The organism is Citrobacter sp. Cpo089 (assembly GCF_030332695.1).
Classification (GTDB): domain Bacteria; phylum Pseudomonadota; class Gammaproteobacteria; order Enterobacterales; family Enterobacteriaceae; genus Citrobacter; species Citrobacter portucalensis.
In genome coordinates this window covers 14,486-38,046 of sequence record NZ_JAOWHJ010000065.1, presented here as the reverse complement: position 1 = coordinate 38,046, position 23,561 = coordinate 14,486, and the positions used below count along the sequence as shown (strand labels likewise).

The following is a 23,561-nucleotide window of genomic DNA, read 5'->3' as shown; positions in this document are numbered from 1 at the left end:
AAAATTTAAGCGTGGCGTGCGCCAATAGGTAGCTGTTGATTATTAGCAGGCTTAACAATGAGAGTTAGCCACACTGAGACAAAAAGCGCTACCCCCATAAAAATGTACGAGGCAGACGGGCTGCCGGTAGCGCCATTGAGGTAGCCGACAAACCATGAACCAAAGAATGAACCTAGCGCGCCCATGCTGTTGATCAGCGCCATTGCCCCACCGGCGACGTTGCGCGGCAGCATTTCCGGGATGATGGCGAAGAAGGGACCATAGGGGGCATACATTGCCGCGCCTGCAATAACCAACAGCGTGTAAGAAATCCAGAAGTGGTCTGCGCCCACGGCCCAGGAGCCGATAAACGCGAACGCCGCGATCAGTAACAGTGGCCAGACAAACAGCTTACGGTTTTGCAGCTTATCGGACGCCCAGGAGACGAGGATCATCGCCGCCGTTGCCGCCAGATACGGTACGGATGACAGCCAACCAACTTCCACCATCCCCAGGTTTGCGCCGCCGTTGCGGATAATCGACGGCAGCCACAGGACAAAACCATAGACGCCAATACTCCAGGCGAAATACTGCATACACAGCAGGATGACGTTACGTGAGCGGAAAGCCTCGCTATAGTTACGTACGGCTTTGATGCCTTGCTGCTCTTTTTCCAGTTGTGCCTGAAGAGCGGCTTTTTCAGATTCTGACAGCCAACCGACCTGAGACGGTTTGTCTTTTACCAGCACCCACCAACAGAACGCCCAGATGATGGCCGGGAAGCCCTCAATGATGAACATTTCCCGCCAGCCCAGCGCCTGAATCAGGTAACCGGAAACCACGGACATCCACAGGACGGTGACCGGATTACCGAGGATCAGGAAAGTGTTTGCGCGCGAGCGTTCAGATTTCGTAAACCAGTTGCTGATGTAAATCAGCATTGCCGGCATCACGGCGGCTTCAACGACGCCAAGAATAAAGCGGATGGCGGCAAGCATTGGAATATTGCTGACCATGCCGGTTAACGACGCGCATGCGCCCCAGAGGATCAGACAGACAAAAATCAGTTTTCGTACGCTGCGGCGTTCAGCGTAAATTGCGCCCGGGATCTGAAAGAAGAAATAGCCGAGGAAAAACAGCGCGCCCAGCAGGGAAGAAATCCCCTTGGTAATGCCGAGGTCCTCGTTGATACCGGCGGCGGAGGCGAAGCTGAAGTTCGCGCGATCAAGGTACGCCAGGCTATACGTGATAAACACGATTGGCATGATGTACCACCAGCGTTTTGCTGCATTAGTTGAGCTATTCATAGACTGCCCTCTGGTTATGCTGATACGCCGCCTCTGTATGTAGGGTACAGAGTTGGCCGGGAGTTTATTCCCCTAATTGTTCACGTGTGGGTAATCCTTCGCTGTCGCCCTGAACCTGAATGGCCAGTGCGCCAATTTTATTGCCGCGGGTCACCGCCTGATGCAGCGAGCAGCCTTCCAGCAGGGCGCTAATAACGCCTACGGCAAAGCCATCTCCTGCGCCGACCGTATCGACCACATTGTCAACTTTTACCGGTGCCACGCAGCCTTGTTCGCCGCTGGCGGTTTTGTACCAGGCGCCATCAGCCCCAGTTTTCACGATCACGGCCTTCACGCCATGGCGCAGATAAAAGTCGGCGATGGCTTCAGGCGTTTGCTGACCGGTTAAAATCATGCCCTCTTTTAACCCTGGTAAAAGCCAGTCTGCCTGGAATGCCAGGCGGTTCAGTTTTTCCACCATTTCGGCTTCGCTTTTCCACAATACCGGGCGCAAGTTCGGGTCGAACGAGATGGTCTTCCCCTGGGCCTTCATGGTGCGGGCGGTATGCGCCAGTAGTTCATAAGAGCTGGCAGAAAGCGCTGCCGCTACGCCACTCAGGTGCAGGTGGCGCGCGCTGGCGAAATAGTCCTCGTGATAATCTTCAATGCTGAGGTGGCTGGCAGCGGAACCTTTACGGAAATATTCCACAATGGGATCGGTTCCATTTTCAACCTTAGATTTAAGCTGAAAGCCGGTAGCGTAACGCCCGTCTTGGGTGACTCCCTGCGCATCAATCCCTTCTTTTTCCAGCGACTTAACGATAAAACGGCCAAAGCTGTCGTTGCCAACGCGGCTCACCCAACCGACCTTCAGGCCCAGACGGGCAAGACCGGTCGCTACGTTAAGCTCCGCGCCTGCAACGCGCTTGATAAACTGCTCCACATCCGCCAGTTCGCCGGTTTGCGTGGCGACGAACATCGCCATCGCTTCACCAATAGTGACCACATCCAGTGAATTTTTCATGCGTTACTCCTCGCGTAACAGCTCGACGTAGCGGCGGGTAACCGCCACCAAATCCTGCCCTTCCAGGGGGAACTCAATGCCGCGCGGGACATCGTTGGGCAGCGTTTTTAGCAGCGCCAGCCAGCGCGGATCGGCTTCATCAGGCGGTACGGCGCGGTAGCTGTCGCGATGTGCAACTGCGGCTTTGACATGGATATAGCCAACGGTTGACGCCAGGTTCTGCGCCGCCTGTTCCGGGGAGTCACCCACCCACAGCCAGTTGCCCATATCGAAGGTTAAAGATATCGGCAGGTTTTGCGCCTGACAGGCTTCGTTAAAGCGCTGCATTGGCTGCAGGCGTCCGCAGTCGGTCTGATCGTTCTCGACAACCAGCTCCATTCCGCTGTTGTCCAGCCATTGGCGTAGAACGTTGAACTGTTCGGTATGGGAAAAATGGCCGAGGGAGACTTTTAACCACAGCGCCTGCAAGGCCTGCGCTTCCTCAAGTAGTTCTGGAAGACGGGGGTTGAGGTTACCGTCCTCAAGGAACAACGGTTCAGGCGCAGAGTAACAGGCCAGCAGGCCGAAGATTTCGATCGCAGAGGCCATCGTTGACAGCGTCTTCAGCTCGGCGTCGGTTAATAGCTCGCGGCGGATTTCGACGCCGTCAGCACCGGCTTCAGCGATGATGGGCAGCATTGCCGTTTGCCCGCCTGCGGCCCGTACCTGGTCGTGACCGTAAGCGGCGGTGACCACCATAATTTTTCTTTTCATGGTAACTCCAGACTAGCGTTCTTGTTATAACGCTAGATGGAACCGGTTCCAAAGAAAAGTCTATGATGTCGAATTTATGATCACCATCACGAAGGTAATTTAACGGGCGGTAGAGCCGCGCACGATCAGCTCGCCGGAGAAGACCTGTTCCTGAATGGCAGCGGAGCCGCCATCAATCCGGCGCACAACCTGCTCAACGGCGGTGTAACCAATCTGCCAGGTGGGTTGTTTCAACGTGGTAATACCGACGCCCGCCAGCTCTGCCCATTCCAGTTCGTCAAAACCGAGTAAGCCTATGTCGCTCCCCCAGTTGAGGCCAATGCGTTTCAGGGCGCGGGCTACTTGTAGCGTGAGGGCACCGTTGGCAGAGATAACGGCTTTGCGCATTCCACGATGCTGCTGGTGAAACTGGCGCAGGGTGTCGTCCAGTTGCGTATTGTCCGTGAGCGGGACTTCGGCATTTTGCGCGATAACGCCGGGGTATTGCGCGAGCGTGGCGCGAAAAGCGCTCAGGCGTTCGCGGCGGGTATTCACCATGCCGAGTGGTTCGCTGAGGAACAGGATGGCTTCAAAACCTTGTTCGACCAGATGCTCGGTGGCAACCGTTGCCGCCTGGGTGTTATCCAGCCCGACCATATCACAGGCGAAATCGGGAATTTTACGGTCAATCAGCACCATCGGCAGCGCAGACTGTTGCAGGCGGTTCAGCCCCTCTTCGCGCATCCCGACGGCGTTGACCACAATCCCTTCGACCTGGTAGCTGCGCAGCAGGTCGAGATAATGCAGCTCCTGATCCACTTCGTTGTTGGTGTTACACACCAGCGGGGTAAAGCCTTTATCGCGACAGGCGGCTTCAATACCACTTAACACGTTGACGGAGTAGGGATTAGTAATATCGGCGATGATCAGGCCAATCAGGCGGGTACGACCGTGTTTCAGGCCTCTTGCCATCAGGCTGGGACGGTAGTCGAGATCGGCAATGGCTTGTTCAATGCGGGCCAGCAGCGCGTCGGAAAGCAGGTGCTTTTCACCGTTGAGATAACGTGAAATGCTGGTCTTGCCGGTTTTTGCAGCTTTCGCCACATCGCTGATGGTTGCCCGTGTTGATTTGCTCATCGCTGATTTCCCTGAATTTGGTGACAACACCTTAACGCGAAAATCAACGATGGCAAGTGCTTCATGCCGGATGGACGCGGACTGTCTCCATCCGGCACAAAACGTTACTGGATCGGGCTTAAGGTAATTTCTACGCGGCGGTTTTGCGCTTTACCTTCCGCTGTGCTGTTGCTGGCGATTGGATTTGCCGGGCCCATACCCTGAGTGCGGATGCGGTTAGCTGCGACCCCTTGAGTGATCAAGGCGCTGGCTACGGAGTCTGCGCGCTGCTGCGACAGACGCATATTCAGATCCTGGCTACCGGTGCTGTCGGTGAAGCCCAGCACGTTGACGGCGGTTTTATTGTACTCTTTCAGTACCATCGCCACGCCGGTCAGGGTGTTAGCACCCGCAGGCTTCAGGTTGGCACTGCTGCTGTCGAAGGTGACGTTGTTTGGCATGTTCAGAATGATGTTATCGCCACTGCGCGTCACGCTGACGCCCGTTCCCTGCATTTTTTCGCGCAGTTTCGCTTCCTGCACGTCCATGTAATAGCCGATACCACCGCCAACGGCCGCGCCAGCCGCTGCGCCAATCAGTGCGCCTTTGCCGCGATCTTTCTTCGAAGAAGAGAGTGCGCCAATGCCCGCGCCGACCAGAGAGCCAATACCTGCGCCAATGCCGGATTTACCCGCTTCGCGTTCGCCGGTGTAAGGGTTTGTTGTGCAGCCAGAAACCGCCAGGGCGCCGCTCACGATGGCAGCAATAACAAATACACGTTTCTTCATCTTAATTCCTTAATGACTTTTTCTTCTTTGCCACAGCGACCGTGGCGGTTGATTATGACGTGTGAACATGAAGAAAATTCCAGGGAAGACTCTGAAATTTGTAAGTAACATTGAACGGCATAATAAATAAGCCGTCACATCGCATTCAGGAGCGCCATCTTGGCTAATTCACCCGCACATTACTCGGTGTTAACCGCCGCCCACTGGGGACCAATCCTCGTCGACACCGATGGTGAGACGGTTTTCTCCTCGCGTGGCGCACTGCCCACCGCTCATCCCAACTCATTGCAAACCGTGGTGCGCGACCAGGTTCACAGTAAAACGCGGGTACGTTTTCCGATGGTGCGTAAAGGGTTTCTCGCCTCGCCGGAGAACCCACAGGGCGTACGTGGGCAGGATGAGTTTGTTCGCGTCAGTTGGGACGACGCGCTGAATCTTATCCATACGCAGCATAAACGCATCCGTGACAGCTACGGCCCGGCCTCAATTTTTGCCGGTTCGTACGGCTGGCGTTCCAACGGCGTGTTACACAAAGCGGCGACCCTGTTACAGCGTTATATGGCGCTGGCGGGCGGTTATACCGGGCATCTGGGGGATTACTCGACGGGGGCTGCGCAGGCGATCATGCCGTACGTGGTGGGCGGGAATGAAGTTTACCAGCAGCAAACCAGCTGGCCGGTGGTGCTGGAGAACAGCGAAGTGGTGGTGTTGTGGAGCGCCAATCCGCTCAATACTCTCAAGATTGCCTGGAACGCGTCCGATGAGCAGGGCCTCGCGTACTTTGAGGCATTGCGCGACAGCGGTAAACGGTTGATCTGTATCGATCCGATGCGATCGGAAAGCGTCGATTTCTTTGGCGATAAGATGGAATGGATTGCCCCGCATATGGGGACCGACGTAGCGCTGATGCTGGGCATCGCGCATACGCTGGTGGAAAACGGCTGGCATGACGAGGACTTTCTCGCCCGGTGTACCACCGGATATGACCGTTTTGCCGACTATCTGCTGGGTAAATCTGATGATGTTGCAAAAACGGCAGAATGGGCGGCAGATATTTGTGACATTCCGGCGGCGAAGATACGCGAACTTGCGGCGATATTTCACCAAAATACCACCATGCTGATGGCCGGATGGGGAATGCAGCGCCAGCAGTATGGCGAGCAGAAACACTGGATGATTGTCACCCTGGCCGCCATGCTCGGACAAATCGGGACGCCAGGCGGCGGTTTTGGGCTGTCGTACCATTTTGCCAACGGCGGCAACCCAACGCGCCGGGCTGCGGTACTGGCTTCAATGCAGGGCAGCGTTAAAGGCGGCACCGACGCGGTAGATAAAATTCCGGTGGCACGAATTGTTGAAGCGCTGGAGAACCCCGGTGGTTTTTACCAGCACAACGGCATGGACCGTCATTTCCCGGACATTCGCATGTTGTGGTGGGCGGGTGGCGCTAACTTCACCCATCATCAGGACACTAACCGTTTAATTCGTGCCTGGCAAAAACCGGAGCTGGTGGTCATCTCGGAGTGTTTCTGGACCGCAGCAGCAAAGCATGCCGATATCGTGCTGCCAGCAACCACCTCCTTTGAGCGTAATGATTTGACCATGACCGGCGATTACAGCAACCAGCACCTGGTGCCGATGAAGCAGGTCGTACCGCCGCAGGACGAAGCGCGAAATGATTTTGATGTCTTTGCCGAGCTGAGTGAGCGCTGGGAAAAGGGCGGATATGAACGGTTCACCGAAGGTAAAAGCGAACTGGCGTGGCTGGAGACTTTTTACAATATTGCCGGGCAACGTGGGGCCAGTCAGCAGGTGACATTGCCGCCTTTCGCCGAGTTTTGGCAGCGCAACGCCCTGATCGAAATGCCGGAAAACGCCGCCAGCGCACAGTTTATCCGTTTTGCGGATTTTCGCCGCGACCCGCAGGCGCATCCGCTGAAAACGGACAGCGGAAAAATTGAAATCTACTCCGCGAGGATTGCAGGTTACGGTTACGCGGACTGCGGGGGGCACCCGATGTGGCTGGAGCCGGATGAGTGGTTCGGTAACGCCGAACCGGACCAGCTACAGCTGCTTTCTGCCCATCCGGCGCACCGTTTGCATAGTCAGCTTAACTACAGTGCGCTACGTGAGCAGTACGCGGTAGCGGATCGTGAGCCGATAACGATTCATCCGCAGGACGCCCACGCGCGCGGCATTGCGGATGGCGATACGGTCAGGGTGTGGAACCAGCGCGGGCAAGTTCTGGCAGGCGCGGTGGTGACGGCGGGTATTAAACCCGGCGTCATCTGTATTCATGAAGGCGCGTGGCCTGATTTGGATCTCGCAGTGAACGGTATTTGTAAAAATGGCGCCGTCAACGTGCTGACCAAAGATCTCCCCAGCTCGAAGTTGGGGAATGGCTGCGCGGGCAATACTGCGCTGGCGTGGCTTGAAAAATATAGCGGACCAATGTTGGTGCTTACGGCGTTTGATCCGCCTGCCAGCCCATAATCCACGTGGGGTGGTGAGTCTCTTCCTGCCATGCGCCGTCTTCAATGCGAAAACCCAGCGCATGGTAGAAGTTCACCGCTGATTGATTCTTCTGGTAGACCTCAAGGCTGAGTATCGAAAAGCGCTGCTGGACATGCTGCACCAGCGCTTTGCCGATCCCGCTTCTGATGGCGGCAGGTGCGACAAACAGCGCGCCGAGAAAGCGGTCATCAATCACGCTGGCAAAGCCTTTGAGCTCGCCTTCTTCTTCCCAAACCCAGGTTTGCGCGGCTGGCAGATAAACATCCCGCACCACGGATTCACTTTCGCGCCAGTAGCGCTCTTCGATAAACGGATGGGCATGGATTGTGCTTTCCATCCACAGCGCCAGAATTGACGGCAGATCTTCAGCCTTGGATTCACGAATCATGTTGTTCTCCCGGATAACAGATGCAGCTGGTGACATGGTCGTTGACCAGGCCGCACGCCTGCATAAAGGAGTAACAAATGGTGGTGCCGACAAACTTAAATCCGCGTTTTTTTAACGCTTTAGACAGCGCGTCTGACGCAGGCGTGGAGGTGGGAATATCACTCAGGTTGGCGGCGCGAGTCACTTGCGGTTGGTTATCAACAAATGACCAGACGAATTCGCTAAACGACTCTCCGTTTTGCGCCATCGTCAGAAAAGCGCGAGCGTTGCCGATAATGGCCTGAATTTTTCCGCGATGACGAATAATGCCGGCATCCAGTACCAGCCTTTCCACATCCTCTTCGGTCATGGCCGCCACTTTTTCCGGATCAAAATGGTGGAAAGCGTGGCGATAATTTTCCCGTTTCTTGAGTACGGTAATCCACGATAACCCGGCCTGCTGACCTTCCAGGCAGATCATTTCGAACAGTTTATTACCATCAGTTTCGGGGACGCCCCATTCCTTGTCGTGGTAGGCAATGTAAAGTGGATCCTGGCTGACCCATCCGCAACGCTGCATATTCTTCCTCGCTGTTTTTACTGGCGTAAAAATTTCATTCGGCCCGCCTTGACGCGCCAGCTAAAAAGACAATATTTAATACAGGGCCTGATGGGCCCGATATCCTTCACACAATGACAATAATATCGCCGAATTCGGCTCTTTTCTGGAGTCGCGTTGATGATTATAAGAAACAGTAGTGGTCGCCAAAGGTTAACTCTGGCGAGCGTCGTAGTTTGTGCGCTGTCCATCAATACAGCATATGGCTGGCAACAAGAATATATCGTTGATGCTATGTCAGGGCATACGGCCGAACGTTATACATGGGACAGCGATCACCAACCACGTTATAACGACATTCTGGAAGAACGTATTCGTTCCACTCAGAACGTGGCGGGTCCCGTGGTGAATCTTGCGGATGAGACGCCTATGGATGCGACCAGCGGCATGAGTATGGGCTGGAACTTCCCGCTGTCCAGGCAGGTAACGACCGGTCCGGTTGCCGCACTGCATTATGACGGTTCAACCACATCTACTTACAACGAATTTGGCGACAGCGCGACTTCGGTAACGCAGAACGATCCGCTGTGGCATGCCAGCGTGAGCTCGTTGGGCTGGCGAGTCAATTCGCAGTTCGGTGATGTGCGACCGTGGGCGCAAATCAGCTATAACCAGCAGTTTGGCGAGAATATCTGGAAGGCGCAGTCGGGTCTCAGCCGCATGTCAGCAGCGGGTCAGGACGGTAACTGGGTGGATGTCACCGTCGGTGCGGATATGCTGTTGAACCCGCACATGGCGGCTTACGCAGCGCTTTCGCAGGCTGAAAACAGCACCAACAACAGCGACTATATGTACACCATGGGAGTGAGCGCCAAATTTTAACGTAAGTAATCAGCACATAAACATCTTGATTACATGTTGAGATCAACAATCACACGCACTCCAGCGATAGCGTGTACTAACTCATGCGATAAAATTCAGTAACCCGACTTTTTGTCTCGTCATTCATTCCACATTCCAGGCATTTCATTCCGTCCTGGCGGCATTTCATGCCGTTTTCTCCTGCTCATAAAAGCGCTTCGGTATGGTTGTTGGCAGAGAATTTCCCATTTTGTTTATGCAGGAAGACTGCCATGAAAACTTCTGATTATCAGCGTACCCGCTGGCTGACACTGATCGGCACCATCATTACTCAATTTGCTTTAGGTTCTGTTTATACCTGGAGCCTGTTTAACGGTGCGCTCTCTTCTAAGCTTGATGCGCCAGTGAGTCAGGTTGCCTTTTCCTTTGGCCTGCTGAGCCTCGGGCTGGCAATTTCTTCTTCCATCGCCGGGAAACTGCAGGAACGTTTTGGCGTGAAACGCGTCACCATGGCCTCCGGTATTTTACTGGGTGTCGGCTTCTTCTTAACCGCCCACTCTGACAGCCTGATTATGCTGTGGCTGAGCGCCGGTATATTGGTCGGTCTGGCGGATGGAGCAGGCTACCTGTTAACACTTTCCAACTGTGTAAAATGGTTCCCTGAGCGTAAAGGGCTGATTTCCGCCTTTGCCATCGGTTCTTACGGTCTTGGCAGCCTCGGTTTTAAATTCATCGACAGCCAACTGTTGAGCACTGTGGGTCTGGAAAAAACCTTCATGATTTGGGGCGCGATTGTGCTGGTGATGATCGTATTTGGCTCCACGCTGATGAAAGACGCGCCGAATCAGGAAGTGAAAACGAAAAATGGCGTGGTTGAGAATGACTACACCCTGGCGCAGTCCATGCGTAAACCGCAGTACTGGATGCTGGCAGTGATGTTTCTGACGGCGTGTATGAGTGGGCTGTATGTGATTGGCGTGGCGAAAGATATTGCACAAAGCCTGGCGCATATGGATGTGGCAACGGCGGCAAATGCGGTTACCGTCATTTCTATAGCTAACCTGTCCGGTCGTCTGGTTCTGGGGATTCTGTCCGACAAAATCTCTCGTATTCGCGTTATCACCATTGGGCAGGTCGTTTCGCTGGTCGGTATGGCGGCACTGCTGTTCGCCCCGCTGAATGATGTGACCTTCTTTGCGGCGATTGCCTGTGTAGCATTTAACTTTGGCGGTACCATCACCGTGTTCCCGTCACTGGTGAGCGAGTTCTTCGGTTTGAACAACCTGGCTAAAAACTACGGTGTCATTTACTTAGGTTTCGGTATCGGCAGCATTTGTGGTTCCATTATCGCCTCGCTGTTCGGCGGTTTCTATGTGACCTTCTGCGTTATCTTTGCGCTGTTAATCATCTCACTGGCACTCTCCACCACCATCCGCCAGCCACAGCGTAGCGTATATACCGAGGCGCACGCCTAAACCTATTAGTAGTCTGATTAATACCTGGCGCATATATTTACAAAAATATATGCGCCATTTGCATTCTCCATAAGCACTTTTTCACCCTCCTGTGGTCTACTTACCCGCGCCCGTAGACATTTCACCTCTGCTGTTGTCGCATTTTCCCCTGCCTGGTCTGTTTGACTACTGCACAGGGTGTTTTTATCCCGATTCCCAGGGTTTGTTTGCATGAGATACATTAAGTCGATGACGCAGCAGAAACTCAGTTTCCTGCTGGCAATCTATATCGGTTTGTTTATGAACTGTGCTGTATTTTTCCGGCGCTTTAGCGGATATGCACACGAGTTTACCGTCTGGAAAGGACTCTCTGCGGTTGTTGAATTAGCCGGCACTGTGCTGGTGACCTTCTTTTTACTACGGCTTCTCTCTTTATTTGGTCGGCGCGCCTGGCGTGTCCTGACAACCTTAGTGGTGCTGTGTTCTGCCGGTGCCAGCTATTACATGACCTTCCTGAATGTGGTAATTGGTTACGGTATTATTGCCTCCGTAATGACCACGGATATTGATTTATCGAAAGAAGTTGTTGGCTGGCATTTTGTCGTGTGGCTGGTTTCGGTCAGCATTTTACCGTTGGTTCTGATTTGGAGTAATCGCTGCCGCTATACCCTGATGAAACAGATCCGTACGCCTGGCATGAGATGGCGTAGCGTGGCGGTGGTATTGTTGGCTGGCTTGATGGTATGGGCGCCGATTCGCCTGCTGAGCATGCAACAGAGAAGCGTTGAGCGAGCAACGGGAATCGATTTACCCAGCTATGGCGGGGTAGTGGCGAATTCCTATCTGCCGTCAAACTGGCTCTCCGCGCTGGGTCTGTACGCCTGGGCACAGGTGGATGAATCCTCAGACAACAAATCGTTGATGAACCCGGCGAAGAAGTTTACCTATGTTGCCCCCAAAAACCTCGACGACACCTATGTGGTCTTTATTATCGGCGAAACGACCCGCTGGGATCATATGGGGATTTTTGGCTATGAGCGTAATACCACGCCAAGGCTCGCCCAGGAGAAAAATCTGGCCGCCTTCCGTGGATATTCCTGTGATACGGCAACAAAACTTTCGCTGCGTTGTATGTTCGTGCGTGAGGGTGGGGCAGAAGAAAACCCGCAGCGTACTCTGAAAGAACAAAACGTCTTCTCCGTGCTCGGCCAGTTAGGGTTCAAGACCGATCTTTACGCGATGCAAAGCGAGATGTGGTTCTACAGTAACACCATGGCGGAGAACATCGCCTATCGTGAGCAGATTGGCGCAGAGCCGCGCAACCGTGGCAAGAACGTTGACGATATGCTGTTGATTACCGAGATGCAGCAGTCTCTACAAAATAATGAAGATGGTGGCAAGCATCTGATTATTCTGCATACTAAGGGCTCGCATTTTAACTACACCCAGCGCTACACCCGCGAATATGCGCAGTGGAAGCCGGAATGTGTCAATGTTGATAGTGGCTGCTCGAAGGCCCAGATGATCAACTCATTCGATAACTCGGTAACCTATGTTGATCACTTTATTACCAAAGTGTTTGATCAACTACGCGATAAGAAAGCGATCGTGTTCTACGCCGCCGATCACGGTGAGTCGATTAACGAGCGCGAGCACCTGCACGGTACGCCGCGTAAAATGGCGCCACCTGAGCAGTTCCGCGTTCCTATGATGGTGTGGATGTCTGACAAGTATCTGGAAGACCCCGACCATGCGAAGGCGTTTGCACACCTTAAGCAAGAAGCTGATATGAAGGTGCCGCGTCGTCATGTTGAACTGTACGACACCATTTTGGGTTGCCTCGGTTATACCTCGCCAAATGGTGGTATTAACGAGAATAACAACTGGTGCCGTATCCCGGACGCGAATAAGGCTACAGCCCAGTAACTGAGCTGCTGACTTTCTCACCGATCAAATGGCATTTTGATACTAAGGGATTGACGGGCGCGCAGCTGAGCAGTAAGATGCGCCCCGCATTCGGTGATTGGCGCAGCCTGGTAGCGCACTTCGTTCGGGACGAAGGGGTCGGAGGTTCGAATCCTCTATCACCGACCAAATTTAAAAAGCCCGCTCTCTGAGCGGGCTTTTTGCATTTGTGGCTTTTGTAGGCCTGATAAGCGAAGCGCCATCAGGCAAAACATCACGCTATAACAGACACTGCCGGATGGCGGCGCAAGCGCTTTATCCGGCCTACAGGCAAAGCGCTGGCAGGGCGTATTTTTTGTTTTTCCGACCCCATGTTTGACCTTCATTTTATCTGCAAAAATTGTGCACCACTTCCCACTGACTGTTAACGATTCTGTGACATATTCCATTGCCTTTTTTTATATTTGCTTGAAACTTTTTTTGCGCTACTTATGGCTGAAGCTGGCATTTTACGCTGTGCGCTTTAACGTTCATGGTATTAATCGCTCAGATATGCAGCATTAATTTAGAAAGTTTGAATAAATTGCATAAATGTTAATCACCAAATGTTGCGAAATATGAAGATGTTTATTCTGGCATAGTACGCGTAGCACAAATTTCCCTGCTGAAAATGTCCTTCCGCACTTTTTTTAATCTTTGTTTGTGAATTCTCACCGTTGGCGTAAATCACGGTGACCTGTATTGACGTTTTCACATTCTGTTGACAGATTGTAGGGTATGAGGGGCATTTCATGGAGAATCCGCACTGCAACTCAGTCGCTTATGTGAACGGAATCCCCATCCTCTTAACGCCGACCTGGCCGGGTAAAAAACAAAAAAGGCCAGGCGGTGCAAACCCACTGCAAAGGGTAAAACAACAAACATCACATTTGGAGCAGAAGAATGAGTATTTCCTTGAAGAAGTCAGGGATGCTGAAGCTTGGTCTGAGCCTGGTGGCTATGACCGTCGCAGCAAGCGTACAGGCTAAAACTCTGGTTTATTGTTCAGAAGGATCTCCTGAAGGCTTTAACCCGCAGCTTTTCACCTCTGGCACCACCTATGATGCCAGCTCCGTACCGATCTATAACCGCCTGGTCGAGTTCAAAACCGGTACGACTGAAGTGATCCCGGGCCTTGCTGAGAAGTGGGAAATCAGCGAAGACGGCAAAACCTACACCTTCCACCTGCGTCAGGGCGTGAAGTGGCAGGACAACAAAGAATTTAAACCGACGCGCGATTTTAACGCCGATGACGTGGTGTTCTCTTTCGATCGTCAAAAAAATGCCCAGAACCCGTACCATAAAGTCTCTGGCGGCAGCTATGAATACTTCGAAGGGATGGGTCTGCCGGATCTGATCTCCGAAGTGAAAAAAGTGGACGATAAAACCGTTCAGTTCGTGCTGACTCGCCCGGAAGCGCCGTTCCTGGCTGACCTGGCGATGGACTTCGCTTCTATTCTTTCCAAAGAATATGCTGACAACATGCTGAAAGCCGGTTCTCCGGAGAAAGTGGATCTGAACCCAATTGGTACCGGTCCGTTCCAGCTGCAGCAGTACCAGAAAGACTCCCGTATTCTGTATAAAGCATTCGAAGGTTACTGGGGCACCAAGCCGCAGATCGACCGTCTGGTCTTCTCCATTACGCCTGACGCTTCCGTGCGTTACGCCAAACTGCAGAAAAACGAGTGCCAGGTGATGCCGTACCCGAACCCGGCAGACATCGCGCGCATGAAGCAGGATAAAAACATCAACCTGATGGAACAGGCGGGTCTGAACGTTGGCTACCTCTCTTTCAACACCGAGAAGAAACCGTTTGATGACGTGAAAGTCCGTCAGGCGCTTACCTACGCGGTAAACAAAGAAGCGATCATCAAAGCGGTTTATCAGGGCGCTGGCGTTGCCGCGAAAAACCTGATCCCGCCGACTATGTGGGGCTATAACGACGACGTTAAAGACTACACCTACGATCCTGAGAAGGCCAAAGCGCTGCTGAAGGAAGCGGGTCAGGACAAAGGCTTTACCGTTGAGCTGTGGGCTATGCCGGTACAGCGTCCATATAACCCGAACGCACGTCGTATGGCAGAAATGGTTCAGGCTGACTGGGCGAAAATTGGCGTTCAGGCCAAGATTGTGACCTACGAGTGGGGCGAGTATCTGAAACGCGCCAAAGCGGGTGAACATCAGGCGGTGATGATGGGCTGGACCGGCGACAACGGGGATCCGGACAACTTCTTCGCCACCTTGTTCAGCTGTGCGGCAGCGAAAGACGGTTCCAACTACTCTCGCTGGTGCTACAAGCCGTTTGAAGACCTGATCCAGCCGGCGCGTGCGACCGACGATCACAACAAACGTATTGAACTGTACAAGCAAGCTCAGGTTGTTATGCACGACCAGGCTCCGGCTCTGATTGTTGCTCACTCCACCGTGTACGAACCAGTGCGTAAAGAAGTGAAAGGCTATGTGGTTGATCCATTGGGCAAACACCACTTCGAAAACGTCTCTGTCGAATAATTAAAAGCAATTAAGGAAGCGCTGCGCCCCGGTATTGTGTAGACCGGATAAGCGCAGCGCCCTCCGGCGTAATGCTTTACCCGCGATGCAGTTTGCGTGGGATAAGATTTGTGAGCAATACAGACTCACGGTTCCAGGCCGTGCGTCATTAGAGAGAATCCGGGTTATGTTGCAGTTCATTCTCCGACGTTTGGGACTCGTCATCCCCACGTTTATCGGTATCACTCTTCTCACCTTTGCCTTCGTCCATATGATCCCCGGCGATCCGGTTATGATCATGGCGGGTGAACGTGGGATCTCCCCTGAGCGTCATGCTAAACTGTTGGCTGAACTCGGTCTGGATAAGCCGATGTGGCAGCAGTACCTCCACTATATCTGGGGGGTTATGCATGGTGATTTAGGTATCTCACTGAAAAGCCGCTTACCGGTGTGGGAAGAGTTCGTACCTCGCTTCAAAGCAACGCTGGAACTCGGCGTCTGTGCGATGATTTTCGCCGTCGCAGTGGGTATCCCAGTGGGTGTACTTGCTGCCGTTAAGCGCGGCTCTATTTTCGATCATACCGCCGTTGGCCTGGCGCTGACCGGTTACTCCATGCCGATTTTCTGGTGGGGCATGATGCTGATCATGCTGGTTTCCGTGCAGTGGAACCTGACGCCAGTTTCTGGGCGGGTGAGCGACATGGTGTTCCTTGATGATTCCAATCCGCTAACCGGCTTTATGCTTATCGACACCGCCATCTGGGGTGAAGAGGGCAACTTTATTGATGCGTTGGCGCATATGATCCTGCCTGCGATGGTGCTGGGTACCATTCCTCTGGCGGTCATTGTGCGTATGACCCGTTCATCGATGCTGGAAGTGCTGGGTGAAGATTACATCCGTACCGCGCGCGCCAAAGGCCTGACCCGTATGCGCGTCATCATTATTCACGCTCTGCGTAACGCGATGCTGCCCGTGGTGACCGTTATCGGCCTGCAGGTTGGTACGTTGCTGGCCGGGGCGATCCTGACCGAGACCATCTTCTCGTGGCCGGGACTGGGGCGCTGGCTGATCGATGCGCTGCAACGCCGCGATTATCCGGTGGTGCAGGGCGGGGTGCTGCTGGTCGCGACGATGATTATCCTCGTCAACCTGCTGGTAGACCTGCTGTACGGCGTGGTGAACCCGCGTATTCGGCATAAGAAGTAAGGGGCCATCATGTCACAGGTTACTGAAAATAAAGTTATTGCTGCACCGGTGCCGATGACTCCGTTGCAGGAGTTCTGGCACTATTTTAAACGCAACAAAGGTGCGGTTGTTGGGCTGGTGTACGTTGTGGTGATGATCCTGATTGCGGTCTTTGCCAACGTCCTCGCACCCTACAACCCGGCAGACCAGTTCCGCGATACGCTGCTGGCTCCTCCCGCGTGGCAGGAAGGCGGTACCATGGCGCATCTGTTTGGTACTGATGATGTAGGCCGCGACGTGCTGTCCCGCCTGATGTACGGTGCGCGTCTGTCGCTGTTGGTCGGCTGTCTGGTGGTAGTTCTCTCCCTGCTGATGGGCGTGGTTCTTGGGCTGATCGCCGGTTACTTTGGCGGGATTGTCGATAACGTCATCATGCGTGTGGTCGATATCATGCTGGCATTGCCGAGCCTGTTGCTGGCGCTGGTGCTGGTGGCGGTATTTGGCCCCTCGATTGGCAACGCCGCGCTGGCGCTGACGTTCGTGGCATTGCCGCACTATGTCCGTTTGACGCGCGCCGCTGTGCTGGTGGAAGTTAACCGCGACTACGTCACTGCATCTCGCGTGGCGGGAGCCGGCGCGATGCGCCAGATGTTCGTCAACATTCTTCCTAACTGTCTTGCGCCGCTGATTGTTCAGGCGTCGCTTGGCTTCTCTAACGCCATTCTCGATATGGCTGCCCTCGGCTTCCTGGGGATGGGCGCACAGCCGCCTACGCCGGAATGGGGCACCATGCTCTCTGACGTTCTGCAGTTTGCCCAAAGCGCCTGGTGGGTTGTGACCTTCCCGGGGCTGGCGATCCTGTTGACGGTGCTGGCATTTAACCTGATGGGTGACGGTCTGCGTGACGCGCTCGATCCCAAACTGAAGCAGTAAGAGGTTCGAGATGGCGTTATTAAATGTAGATAAATTATCGGTGCATTTCGGCGACGTAGGTTCCGAATTCCGCGCCGTAGACCGCATTAGCTACAGTGTGGATCAGGGTGAAGTGGTTGGCATTGTAGGAGAGTCCGGCTCTGGTAAGTCCGTCAGTTCGCTGGCGATTATGGGACTGATTGACTACCCTGGCCGCGTTATGGCCGAAAATCTGGAGTTTAATGGTCGCGACCTGAAGCGCATTTCTGAGAAAGAGCGTCGCCAGTTAGTGGGCGCGGAAGTGGCGATGATCTTCCAGGACCCGATGACCAGCCTTAATCCCTGCTATACCGTCGGCTACCAGATTATGGAAGCCATCAAGGTGCACCAGGGCGGCAACAAAAAAACGCGTATTCAGCGGGCAATTGACCTGCTGACGCTGGTGGGGATCCCCGATCCGGCCTCGCGTCTGGATGTCTATCCGCACCAGTTGTCCGGTGGAATGAGCCAGCGCGTGATGATCGCGATGGCGATTGCCTGTCGTCCGAAACTGCTGATTGCCGACGAACCGACAACGGCGCTGGATGTGACTATTCAGGCGCAGATTATCGAGCTACTGCTGGAATTGCAGCAAAAAGAGAACATGGCGCTGGTCTTAATCACCCACGATCTGGCGCTGGTGGCTGAAGCGGCACACAAAATCATCGTGATGTACGCCGGTCAGGTAGTGGAAACCGGGGCCGCGCAGGATATCTTCCGCGCGCCGCGTCATCCTTACACCCAGGCGCTGCTGCGCGCGCTGCCGGAGTTTGCTCAGGACAAAGCGCGTCTGGCCTCACTGCCGGGCGTGGTTCCCGGTAAATATGACCGCCCGAGCGGTTGTTTGCTGAACCCGCGCTGTCCCTATGCGACCGACAAATGCCGCGCTGAAGAACCTGAACTGAACCTGCTGGAAGGCGGTCGTCAGTCGAAATGCCACTACCCACTTGATGATGCCGGGAGGCCTGGGCTATGAGTACGCAAAAGGCCGCTTTGCCACAGCCGCTGTTGCAGGCTATTGATCTGAAAAAACACTACCCGGTGAAAAAGGGTATGTTCGCCCCGGAGCGCCTGGTGAAAGCGCTGGACGGCGTCTCCTTTACCTTAGAGCGTGGTAAAACGCTGGCGGTGGTAGGCGAGTCGGGCTGTGGGAAATCCACCCTTGGCCGCCTGCTGACGATGATTGAAGTCCCGACCGGCGGTGAGCTGTATTACCAGGGACAGGATCTGCTTAAGCACGACCCGCAGGCGCAAAAGCTGCGTCGGCAGAAAATCCAGATTGTATTCCAGAACCCGTACGGTTCCCTGAACCCGCGTAAAAAAGTGGGACAGATTCTGGAAGAGCCGCTGCTGATCAACTCCACGCTCAGCAAAGAGGAGCGTCGTGAAAAAGCATTGGCGATGATGGCGAAAGTGGGGCTGAAAACCGAGCACTACGACCGCTATCCGCATATGTTCTCCGGCGGTCAGCGTCAGCGTATTGCCATCGCTCGCGGTCTGATGCTTGACCCGGACGTGGTGATTGCCGATGAACCGGTCTCAGCGCTGGACGTTTCGGTGCGTGCGCAGGTGCTGAATCTGATGATGGATTTGCAGCAGGAACTGGGGCTGTCATACGTCTTTATCTCGCACGACCTGTCGGTTGTCGAGCACATTGCCGATGAAGTGATGGTGATGTATTTAGGCCGCTGTGTGGAGAAAGGGACGAAGGACCAAATCTTCAATAATCCGCGTCATCCGTACACGCAAGCGCTGCTCTCCGCAACACCGCGCCTGAACCCGGACGATCGCCGTGAGCGTATCAAGCTGACCGGTGAACTGCCAAGCCCGCTGAATCCGCCGCCGGGCTGTGCGTTCAACGCCCGCTGCCGTCGTCGCTTTGGTCCGTGTACCCAGCTTCAACCGCAGTTGAAAGATTACGGCGGTCAACTGGTAGCTTGTTTTGCCGTTGACCAGGATGAAAACCCACAGCAATAAACCTGGGTTATGACCCGATAACCGGAGCCTTGTGCTCCGGTTTTTTTATATTTTCTCTTTACGTCCACAATGTGAGTCCTTTGGCAGAACATTATTCCACAGCGTCTAGAATGTAGTCAGATTTCCTCTAGTCACAGAAATATCTATTTCGCAGTTGCTAACTACCAGGAGCAAATGTGGTCACGATACGCTGGGATATTAAAACAATTGATCGTCTGTCGATGGTTGAGGATGTCCTGAAGGAATTTTCCTGCTGTGATATCAATATCATCTCCATGAAAGTGACGCCTGGGCGGATCCTGATTAAATCCTGGTGCCGCCAGCTACAGGATATTTCCTGTGTGCAATCCTGTTTAAGCCAGCGCGCCGATATTATTAATGTTGCTTATCTCTGTGAGGAGATAAGCGAGCTGTCAACGCCGGAGCCGGAACGCCCGCGCTATTTCTCTGACATTATTTGCAGCAGCCAGAGCATGCACGCGCTTATCGAAAAGGCGATAAAAATTGCCGACAGCAAATATACCGTTCTGATCCGTGGCGATACGGGGACTGGTAAAGAGCTGCTGGCCCGGGCTATCCATAATTCCGGGCAGCGACGTTTTTATCCGTTTATTCCGGTCAACTGCTCTGCGCTACCTGAGTCGCTAATGGAGAGTGAATTCTTTGGCTATGAGAAAGGGGCTTTCAGCGGCGCGGATTGTAAAGGCAAAAAAGGGCTGTTTGAAATGGCCGATAAAGGCACCCTTTTTCTCGATGAGTTTGGCGAAATGTCGCTGAGCTTACAGGCTAAACTCCTGCGCGTGCTTCAGGATGGCGGGATTCGGCGCGTTGGCGGGGCACATATTATTCCGGTCAATGTGCGCATTATTGTGGCAACCAATGCCAATCTGGAAGAGATGGTGGAACAACGTCTGCTGCGCGCCGATCTCTATTACCGCATCAACGTGCTTTCATTGACCATCCCACCTTTGCGCGAGCGCCCACAGGATATCAGCCTGCTGATTCGCCACTTTGTGCAGAAATACGCGAAGGAATTCCAGCGGCGGATCATTCTGGATAAAGCCTGTTTTGATGCCCTGCACCATCACACCTGGCCGGGAAATGTGCGCGAACTGGAAAATACCATTATTCGCCTGATGCTGATGGCCGAATCCGATGTTATTACGCGGGAAGAATTAGGGATGGTGAATTTGCCTGCCGTTGAGCGGGGCGCGACAGAACGTCCTTTTAAAGAGCAGGTTCTGTGTGCTGAACGCCGGCTCATTGAACAGATGGTGGAAGATAATGTGTCGTCACGGCATATTGCCAAAGCGCTGGGCGTGTCGCACACCACGGTGCTGAATAAAATTCGCGGCTATCAGCTGGAGAGTGTGGGTTAAGCGCCGCCAGCGTCTGACGGCGCGATATACGTGGGTTATTCAATCAGCTTCAATAAGGGCGACAGGCACAGCAGAATTCCGTACAGCAGGATCAACCAGGTTTTCAGCCCGCGTAGTTTTTCCAGTTGCGTTACTTTATAGATCAGGAAGAACGGAATAATACACGACACAATCCCGTAAAGCGGACTACCTAGCTGGAAGAATACCAGTACCGATACGCGAAATGACACCCAAATGACCAGAGTGATAACAATAAAGGTGCAAATACCCAGCGTGAGTACTAACGAATTAATTTTCTCAACGTCAATGACGCGGCTCAGAACGTTGAGAATAATACCTTTGATCGCCTCGTGGAATCCCAGATAAATACCAAAGAACGCGGTTAATACGGCGAAGATATTTAATACTGTTGAGGTGATATGAATAATCTGCCCAGGAATGACCTGAGCCGCCAGTGCCAGTGCGGAAATATTTTGTTCGAAAGCCGAAACGGCCTCTTCATGGCTAATAGAAAAGGTAAAAGAGAAGGAGAAAAACAGAATGACAGCAATCAGAGTAATGTAACTGATGCGATGCGTACGGATTGCCATACGCGTAGCCAGCACCCGGTCCGTCACCCGTTTGCGGTAGGCGATGTTCATTGGGTTCAACACCTGAATAAACACCGCTGAGAAGAAGCAGAACGGGATGGTTAGCAGTACATCACGAAAGAAAACAGATGCTTCAGGGAAGGCGCTGATATTAGCGAAGTTCCAGTGCGGAACCATCGCAAAACCAAATACGATGATGATACCTACTTTGACCACCACCATCGGGCCGGAGATTTTGAACAGCAGCTTTTCTCCCCCGGAAGCAATGGCGACCAGCACGGCAAAAATGGCCACTTTATAGATTATCGACTGCGAAAGATCGGCCTCGGTCAAGCCGAAGGTTTTGATATATGAGGCGCTGTCAAAAACCACGGATAAGGAATAAATAAATATGCCGTGAATAATCATCAGGAAATAGATGACGCCAAGAAATACGCCCCAGTTTTTTCCCAGGTAATGACTTATAATATCCGTGTAGTCATTACAAGTTTCGCTTTCTGATAATGTCTTTAAATAAATATCCTGCACAATATAAGTTGCCGGATAAGCAATAATAAAGGCAACGATAAATACCCAAATGCCTGTTAAGCCAATTTGTACCGGCATCAGTACCGTTCCGGCACCAATGGCCATGCCGATGCACAGTAATACCCAGCCAAAATCGTATTTCGTAAACGGTATTTTTTTTGAGAATGGTACGGCGGTTGCTGTATTGTTGCTTAATTGTAATGTGTTGTCCTGCATAGAACCCCCTGCCCAAAATACACGTTCTCCCCGAAAGAGGATCGCGCGTATTGCCAGACTGTTGTGCCTTGATTCTCAACAACCTGAACCGAACGGCGTCGGTTCAGGCCATATTGGTCAGAATGTTGCCTTTCTGATGGCGTGTTCAAGGTCGTTAATAATATCTTCTGGATCTTCAAGACCCACAGAAAGACGGATAAGCCCGTCGGTAATACCTGCTTTAAGCCGTTCCTCAGGTGCAACGGGCGAATGTGTCATAGACGCTGGGTGCTGAATGAGGGTTTCGGTATCACCGAGACTGACCGCGAGGAGGCACAATTCTACAGAATTGATCATCCGCCTACCAGCCTCGAGGCCGCCGGCGATTTCGAAGCTGATAATTCCACCTGGCAGGCTCATTTGCCGCTGGCCCAGCTCATACTGCGGATGCGAAGTCAGGCCAGGATAATACACCCGAGTAATGGATGGATGCCCTTCGAGGAAGCGGGCGATTTTCAGTGCATTTTCACAGTGACGTTCCATACGAATGCCCAGCGTTTTAACGCCGCGCAGTGTTAACCACGCATTGAACGGACTCATGCAGCCACCGGTGATATCTTTCAGGCCTACAAACCGCGCCTGGTCGATAAACTCCTGCTTACCAACAATGATTCCCCCAATCACATCCCCGTGACCGTTGATATATTTGGTGACGCTGTGAACCACAATATCCGCGCCCAGTTGCAAAGGCTGCTGACAGTACGGTGACATAAAGGTGTTATCCACCACCAGCAATGCGCCCTGTTGATGGGCGATACCGGCCACCGTTTCAATGTCGACCAGCGACAGCGTTGGGTTGGCGGGCGTTTCGATATACACAACTTTGGTTTCTGGTCGCATGGCGGCGCGGATTTCTTCAGGCTTTGCCGCGTCGACAAAGCTGACGTTAATCCCAAACTTCGGCATGCTGTGCGACAAAAACGCGTGGGTGCAGCCGTAAATCGCGCTGGCGGAAACGATATGGTCACCCTGCTGGCAAAGCGTCAACAGCGTTGTGGTGATAGCGGAAATACCGGACGCGGTTGCCAACCCGGCTTCACCTCTTTCCAGTACAGCCAGCTTTTTCTCCAGCGCATCGGTGGTGGGGTTACCCAAGCGGGTGTAAATGTACCCGGACTCTTCGAGCGCAAAGCGGGCGGCACCTTGTTCGGCGCTGTCAAAAACAAACGTTGAGGTCTGGAAAATAGGCGTACTAAGCGCGCCAGTTGAAGGGTCGGGTTGTTGCCCCGCGTGAACGATCTGGGTGTTGAATCCGTAAGTACGACAGTCAGACATGATATCTCCTTTAATTCGGAACAGAACAGCTCACAGTCAAATAGCAATCGCTGTGCCAGAAAATGAACTGATAGATATCAATGCGTTATGTTTTTGTCTGAACTAATGGTCGGCAGGAATGTTGCCAACTGGAAAGAATCTTTCCAGCGTGCTGGTGAGAAAATGGGTGAATTGCGAGGTGCTACGCAGAGCGCAATATTGCGCAGTGATATGGCAAGTGGGCTGCCGTAGAATCAGCGGCAAGCCGGGAATTCTCGGTGAGGCGCAATGTTGCGGGGGCTTGATCCCCGGCCGCATCGGTTGCTG

Annotated in this window: 20 protein-coding genes and 1 tRNA gene; 12 read left to right on the top strand and 9 right to left on the bottom strand. The window is 53.3% G+C overall.

The window, feature by feature from the left end:
- Nucleotides 1–5: 5 nt before the first annotated feature.
- The 5 genes from OGX92_RS15140 to OGX92_RS15120 all read right to left on the bottom strand — a co-directional run bounded on the left by OGX92_RS15140 (nucleotide 6) and on the right by OGX92_RS15120 (nucleotide 4,925).
- On the bottom strand, nucleotides 6–1,286 hold the full coding sequence (locus OGX92_RS15140; RefSeq protein ID WP_003827389.1) for an MFS transporter: 1,281 nt from the start codon (nucleotides 1,284–1,286) through the stop codon (nucleotides 6–8).
- A 64-nt stretch (nucleotides 1,287–1,350) separates the two neighbouring features.
- Nucleotides 1,351–2,289, bottom strand: coding sequence for a sugar kinase (locus OGX92_RS15135; RefSeq protein WP_286586741.1), 939 nt, complete (start codon nucleotides 2,287–2,289; stop codon nucleotides 1,351–1,353).
- Nucleotides 2,290–2,292: 3 nt separating this feature from the next.
- A complete protein-coding gene (locus OGX92_RS15130; protein ID WP_267440633.1) occupies nucleotides 2,293–3,042 on the bottom strand; it encodes a sugar phosphate isomerase/epimerase family protein in 750 nt (249 codons plus the stop codon).
- Nucleotides 3,043–3,141: 99 nt separating this feature from the next.
- Nucleotides 3,142–4,158 carry a LacI family DNA-binding transcriptional regulator gene (locus OGX92_RS15125; protein ID WP_005133828.1) on the bottom strand — a complete coding sequence of 339 codons (1,017 nt, stop codon included), beginning with the start codon at nucleotides 4,156–4,158 and terminating at the stop codon, nucleotides 3,142–3,144.
- 104 nt (nucleotides 4,159–4,262) lie between these two features.
- Nucleotides 4,263–4,925, bottom strand: coding sequence for an OmpA family lipoprotein (locus OGX92_RS15120; protein ID WP_003827397.1), 663 nt, complete (start codon nucleotides 4,923–4,925; stop codon nucleotides 4,263–4,265).
- Nucleotides 4,926–5,084: 159 nt separating this feature from the next.
- Here OGX92_RS15120 and OGX92_RS15115 point away from each other — a divergent pair, with 159 nt between their 5' ends.
- The gene (locus OGX92_RS15115; RefSeq protein ID WP_286586738.1) at nucleotides 5,085–7,418 is read left to right on the top strand and encodes a molybdopterin guanine dinucleotide-containing S/N-oxide reductase; all 2,334 of its coding nucleotides are present in this window, start codon (nucleotides 5,085–5,087) and stop codon (nucleotides 7,416–7,418) included.
- On the opposite strand, the gene OGX92_RS15110 is transcribed toward OGX92_RS15115, so the two are convergent.
- Entirely contained in the window at nucleotides 7,387–7,827 is a 441-nt protein-coding gene (locus OGX92_RS15110; RefSeq protein WP_003827401.1) for an N-acetyltransferase, read from the bottom strand. The genes OGX92_RS15115 and OGX92_RS15110 overlap by 32 nt on opposite strands.
- Nucleotides 7,817–8,386: a DNA-3-methyladenine glycosylase I gene (gene tag, locus OGX92_RS15105; RefSeq protein ID WP_003827403.1), complete on the bottom strand. Its 570-nt coding sequence runs from the start codon at nucleotides 8,384–8,386 to the stop codon at nucleotides 7,817–7,819. The genes OGX92_RS15110 and tag overlap by 11 nt, the downstream gene beginning before the upstream one ends.
- Before the next feature lie 159 nt (nucleotides 8,387–8,545).
- Here tag and OGX92_RS15100 point away from each other — a divergent pair, with 159 nt between their 5' ends.
- The 11 genes from OGX92_RS15100 (at nucleotide 8,546) to OGX92_RS15050 (ending at nucleotide 20,607) form a co-directional block, all read left to right on the top strand.
- Nucleotides 8,546–9,247 (top strand): autotransporter outer membrane beta-barrel domain-containing protein, encoded by a 702-nt coding sequence (locus tag OGX92_RS15100; RefSeq protein WP_003827405.1) that lies wholly within the window; start codon nucleotides 8,546–8,548, stop codon nucleotides 9,245–9,247.
- A 251-nt stretch (nucleotides 9,248–9,498) separates the two neighbouring features.
- A complete protein-coding gene (locus OGX92_RS15095; RefSeq protein WP_003827410.1) occupies nucleotides 9,499–10,701 on the top strand; it encodes an L-lactate MFS transporter in 1,203 nt (400 codons plus the stop codon).
- Nucleotides 10,702–10,911: 210 nt separating this feature from the next.
- Complete coding sequence (gene eptB / locus OGX92_RS15090; RefSeq protein ID WP_003827412.1) at nucleotides 10,912–12,606, top strand: kdo(2)-lipid A phosphoethanolamine 7''-transferase; 1,695 nt, start codon at nucleotides 10,912–10,914, stop codon at nucleotides 12,604–12,606.
- Nucleotides 12,607–12,697: 91 nt separating this feature from the next.
- Nucleotides 12,698–12,774 (top strand) — tRNA-Pro (locus OGX92_RS15085).
- A gap of 602 nt (nucleotides 12,775–13,376) precedes the next feature.
- On the top strand, nucleotides 13,377–13,613 hold the full coding sequence (locus OGX92_RS15080; RefSeq protein ID WP_286586746.1) for a hypothetical protein: 237 nt from the start codon (nucleotides 13,377–13,379) through the stop codon (nucleotides 13,611–13,613).
- Nucleotides 13,528–15,135, top strand: a complete 1,608-nt coding sequence (gene dppA / locus OGX92_RS15075) for a dipeptide ABC transporter periplasmic-binding protein DppA (RefSeq protein ID WP_003827414.1) — start codon at nucleotides 13,528–13,530, stop codon at nucleotides 15,133–15,135. The genes OGX92_RS15080 and dppA overlap by 86 nt, the downstream gene beginning before the upstream one ends.
- A gap of 166 nt (nucleotides 15,136–15,301) precedes the next feature.
- Entirely contained in the window at nucleotides 15,302–16,321 is a 1,020-nt protein-coding gene (gene dppB / locus OGX92_RS15070; RefSeq protein ID WP_286586737.1) for a dipeptide ABC transporter permease DppB, read from the top strand.
- Between the two features lie 9 nt (nucleotides 16,322–16,330).
- Nucleotides 16,331–17,233: a dipeptide ABC transporter permease DppC gene (gene dppC / locus OGX92_RS15065; RefSeq protein WP_003024315.1), complete on the top strand. Its 903-nt coding sequence runs from the start codon at nucleotides 16,331–16,333 to the stop codon at nucleotides 17,231–17,233.
- A 10-nt stretch (nucleotides 17,234–17,243) separates the two neighbouring features.
- Nucleotides 17,244–18,227, top strand: a complete 984-nt coding sequence (gene dppD / locus OGX92_RS15060) for a dipeptide ABC transporter ATP-binding protein (protein WP_286586736.1) — start codon at nucleotides 17,244–17,246, stop codon at nucleotides 18,225–18,227.
- Nucleotides 18,224–19,228, top strand: coding sequence for a dipeptide ABC transporter ATP-binding subunit DppF (gene dppF / locus OGX92_RS15055; RefSeq protein WP_003827418.1), 1,005 nt, complete (start codon nucleotides 18,224–18,226; stop codon nucleotides 19,226–19,228). The genes dppD and dppF overlap by 4 nt, the downstream gene beginning before the upstream one ends.
- Nucleotides 19,229–19,404: 176 nt before the next feature.
- Entirely contained in the window at nucleotides 19,405–20,607 is a 1,203-nt protein-coding gene (locus tag OGX92_RS15050) for a sigma-54 interaction domain-containing protein (protein WP_193134830.1), read from the top strand.
- A gap of 35 nt (nucleotides 20,608–20,642) precedes the next feature.
- Here the strand turns inward: OGX92_RS15050 and OGX92_RS15045 are convergent, their stop codons facing one another.
- Nucleotides 20,643–21,941, bottom strand: coding sequence for an SLC5/6 family protein (locus tag OGX92_RS15045; protein ID WP_193134829.1), 1,299 nt, complete (start codon nucleotides 21,939–21,941; stop codon nucleotides 20,643–20,645).
- Nucleotides 21,942–22,058: 117 nt separating this feature from the next.
- Nucleotides 22,059–23,255: a methionine gamma-lyase gene (megL, locus tag OGX92_RS15040; protein ID WP_008786414.1), complete on the bottom strand. Its 1,197-nt coding sequence runs from the start codon at nucleotides 23,253–23,255 to the stop codon at nucleotides 22,059–22,061.
- Between the last annotated feature and the right edge of the window lie 306 nt (nucleotides 23,256–23,561).

What these genes read in the sequence shown, in the direction of transcription:
- dppB (WP_286586737.1), top strand. Translation starts at nt 15,302, where the DNA reads ATGTTGCAGTTCATTCTCCGACGTTTGGGACTCGTCATCCCCACGTTT.
- OGX92_RS15130 (WP_267440633.1), bottom strand. Translation starts at nt 3,042, where the DNA reads ATGAAAAGAAAAATTATGGTGGTCACCGCCGCTTACGGTCACGACCAG.
- OGX92_RS15110 (WP_003827401.1), bottom strand. Translation starts at nt 7,827, where the DNA reads ATGATTCGTGAATCCAAGGCTGAAGATCTGCCGTCAATTCTGGCGCTG.
- dppF (WP_003827418.1), top strand. Translation starts at nt 18,224, where the DNA reads ATGAGTACGCAAAAGGCCGCTTTGCCACAGCCGCTGTTGCAGGCTATT.
- OGX92_RS15095 (WP_003827410.1), top strand. Translation starts at nt 9,499, where the DNA reads ATGAAAACTTCTGATTATCAGCGTACCCGCTGGCTGACACTGATCGGC.
- OGX92_RS15125 (WP_005133828.1), bottom strand. Translation starts at nt 4,158, where the DNA reads ATGAGCAAATCAACACGGGCAACCATCAGCGATGTGGCGAAAGCTGCA.
- dppD (WP_286586736.1), top strand. Translation starts at nt 17,244, where the DNA reads ATGGCGTTATTAAATGTAGATAAATTATCGGTGCATTTCGGCGACGTA.
- tag (WP_003827403.1), bottom strand. Translation starts at nt 8,386, where the DNA reads ATGCAGCGTTGCGGATGGGTCAGCCAGGATCCACTTTACATTGCCTAC.
- megL (WP_008786414.1), bottom strand. Translation starts at nt 23,255, where the DNA reads ATGTCTGACTGTCGTACTTACGGATTCAACACCCAGATCGTTCACGCG.
- OGX92_RS15120 (WP_003827397.1), bottom strand. Translation starts at nt 4,925, where the DNA reads ATGAAGAAACGTGTATTTGTTATTGCTGCCATCGTGAGCGGCGCCCTG.
- dppA (WP_003827414.1), top strand. Translation starts at nt 13,528, where the DNA reads ATGAGTATTTCCTTGAAGAAGTCAGGGATGCTGAAGCTTGGTCTGAGC.
- OGX92_RS15100 (WP_003827405.1), top strand. Translation starts at nt 8,546, where the DNA reads ATGATTATAAGAAACAGTAGTGGTCGCCAAAGGTTAACTCTGGCGAGC.
- dppC (WP_003024315.1), top strand. Translation starts at nt 16,331, where the DNA reads ATGTCACAGGTTACTGAAAATAAAGTTATTGCTGCACCGGTGCCGATG.
- OGX92_RS15080 (WP_286586746.1), top strand. Translation starts at nt 13,377, where the DNA reads ATGGAGAATCCGCACTGCAACTCAGTCGCTTATGTGAACGGAATCCCC.
- OGX92_RS15045 (WP_193134829.1), bottom strand. Translation starts at nt 21,941, where the DNA reads ATGCAGGACAACACATTACAATTAAGCAACAATACAGCAACCGCCGTA.
- eptB (WP_003827412.1), top strand. Translation starts at nt 10,912, where the DNA reads ATGAGATACATTAAGTCGATGACGCAGCAGAAACTCAGTTTCCTGCTG.
- OGX92_RS15135 (WP_286586741.1), bottom strand. Translation starts at nt 2,289, where the DNA reads ATGAAAAATTCACTGGATGTGGTCACTATTGGTGAAGCGATGGCGATG.
- OGX92_RS15140 (WP_003827389.1), bottom strand. Translation starts at nt 1,286, where the DNA reads ATGAATAGCTCAACTAATGCAGCAAAACGCTGGTGGTACATCATGCCA.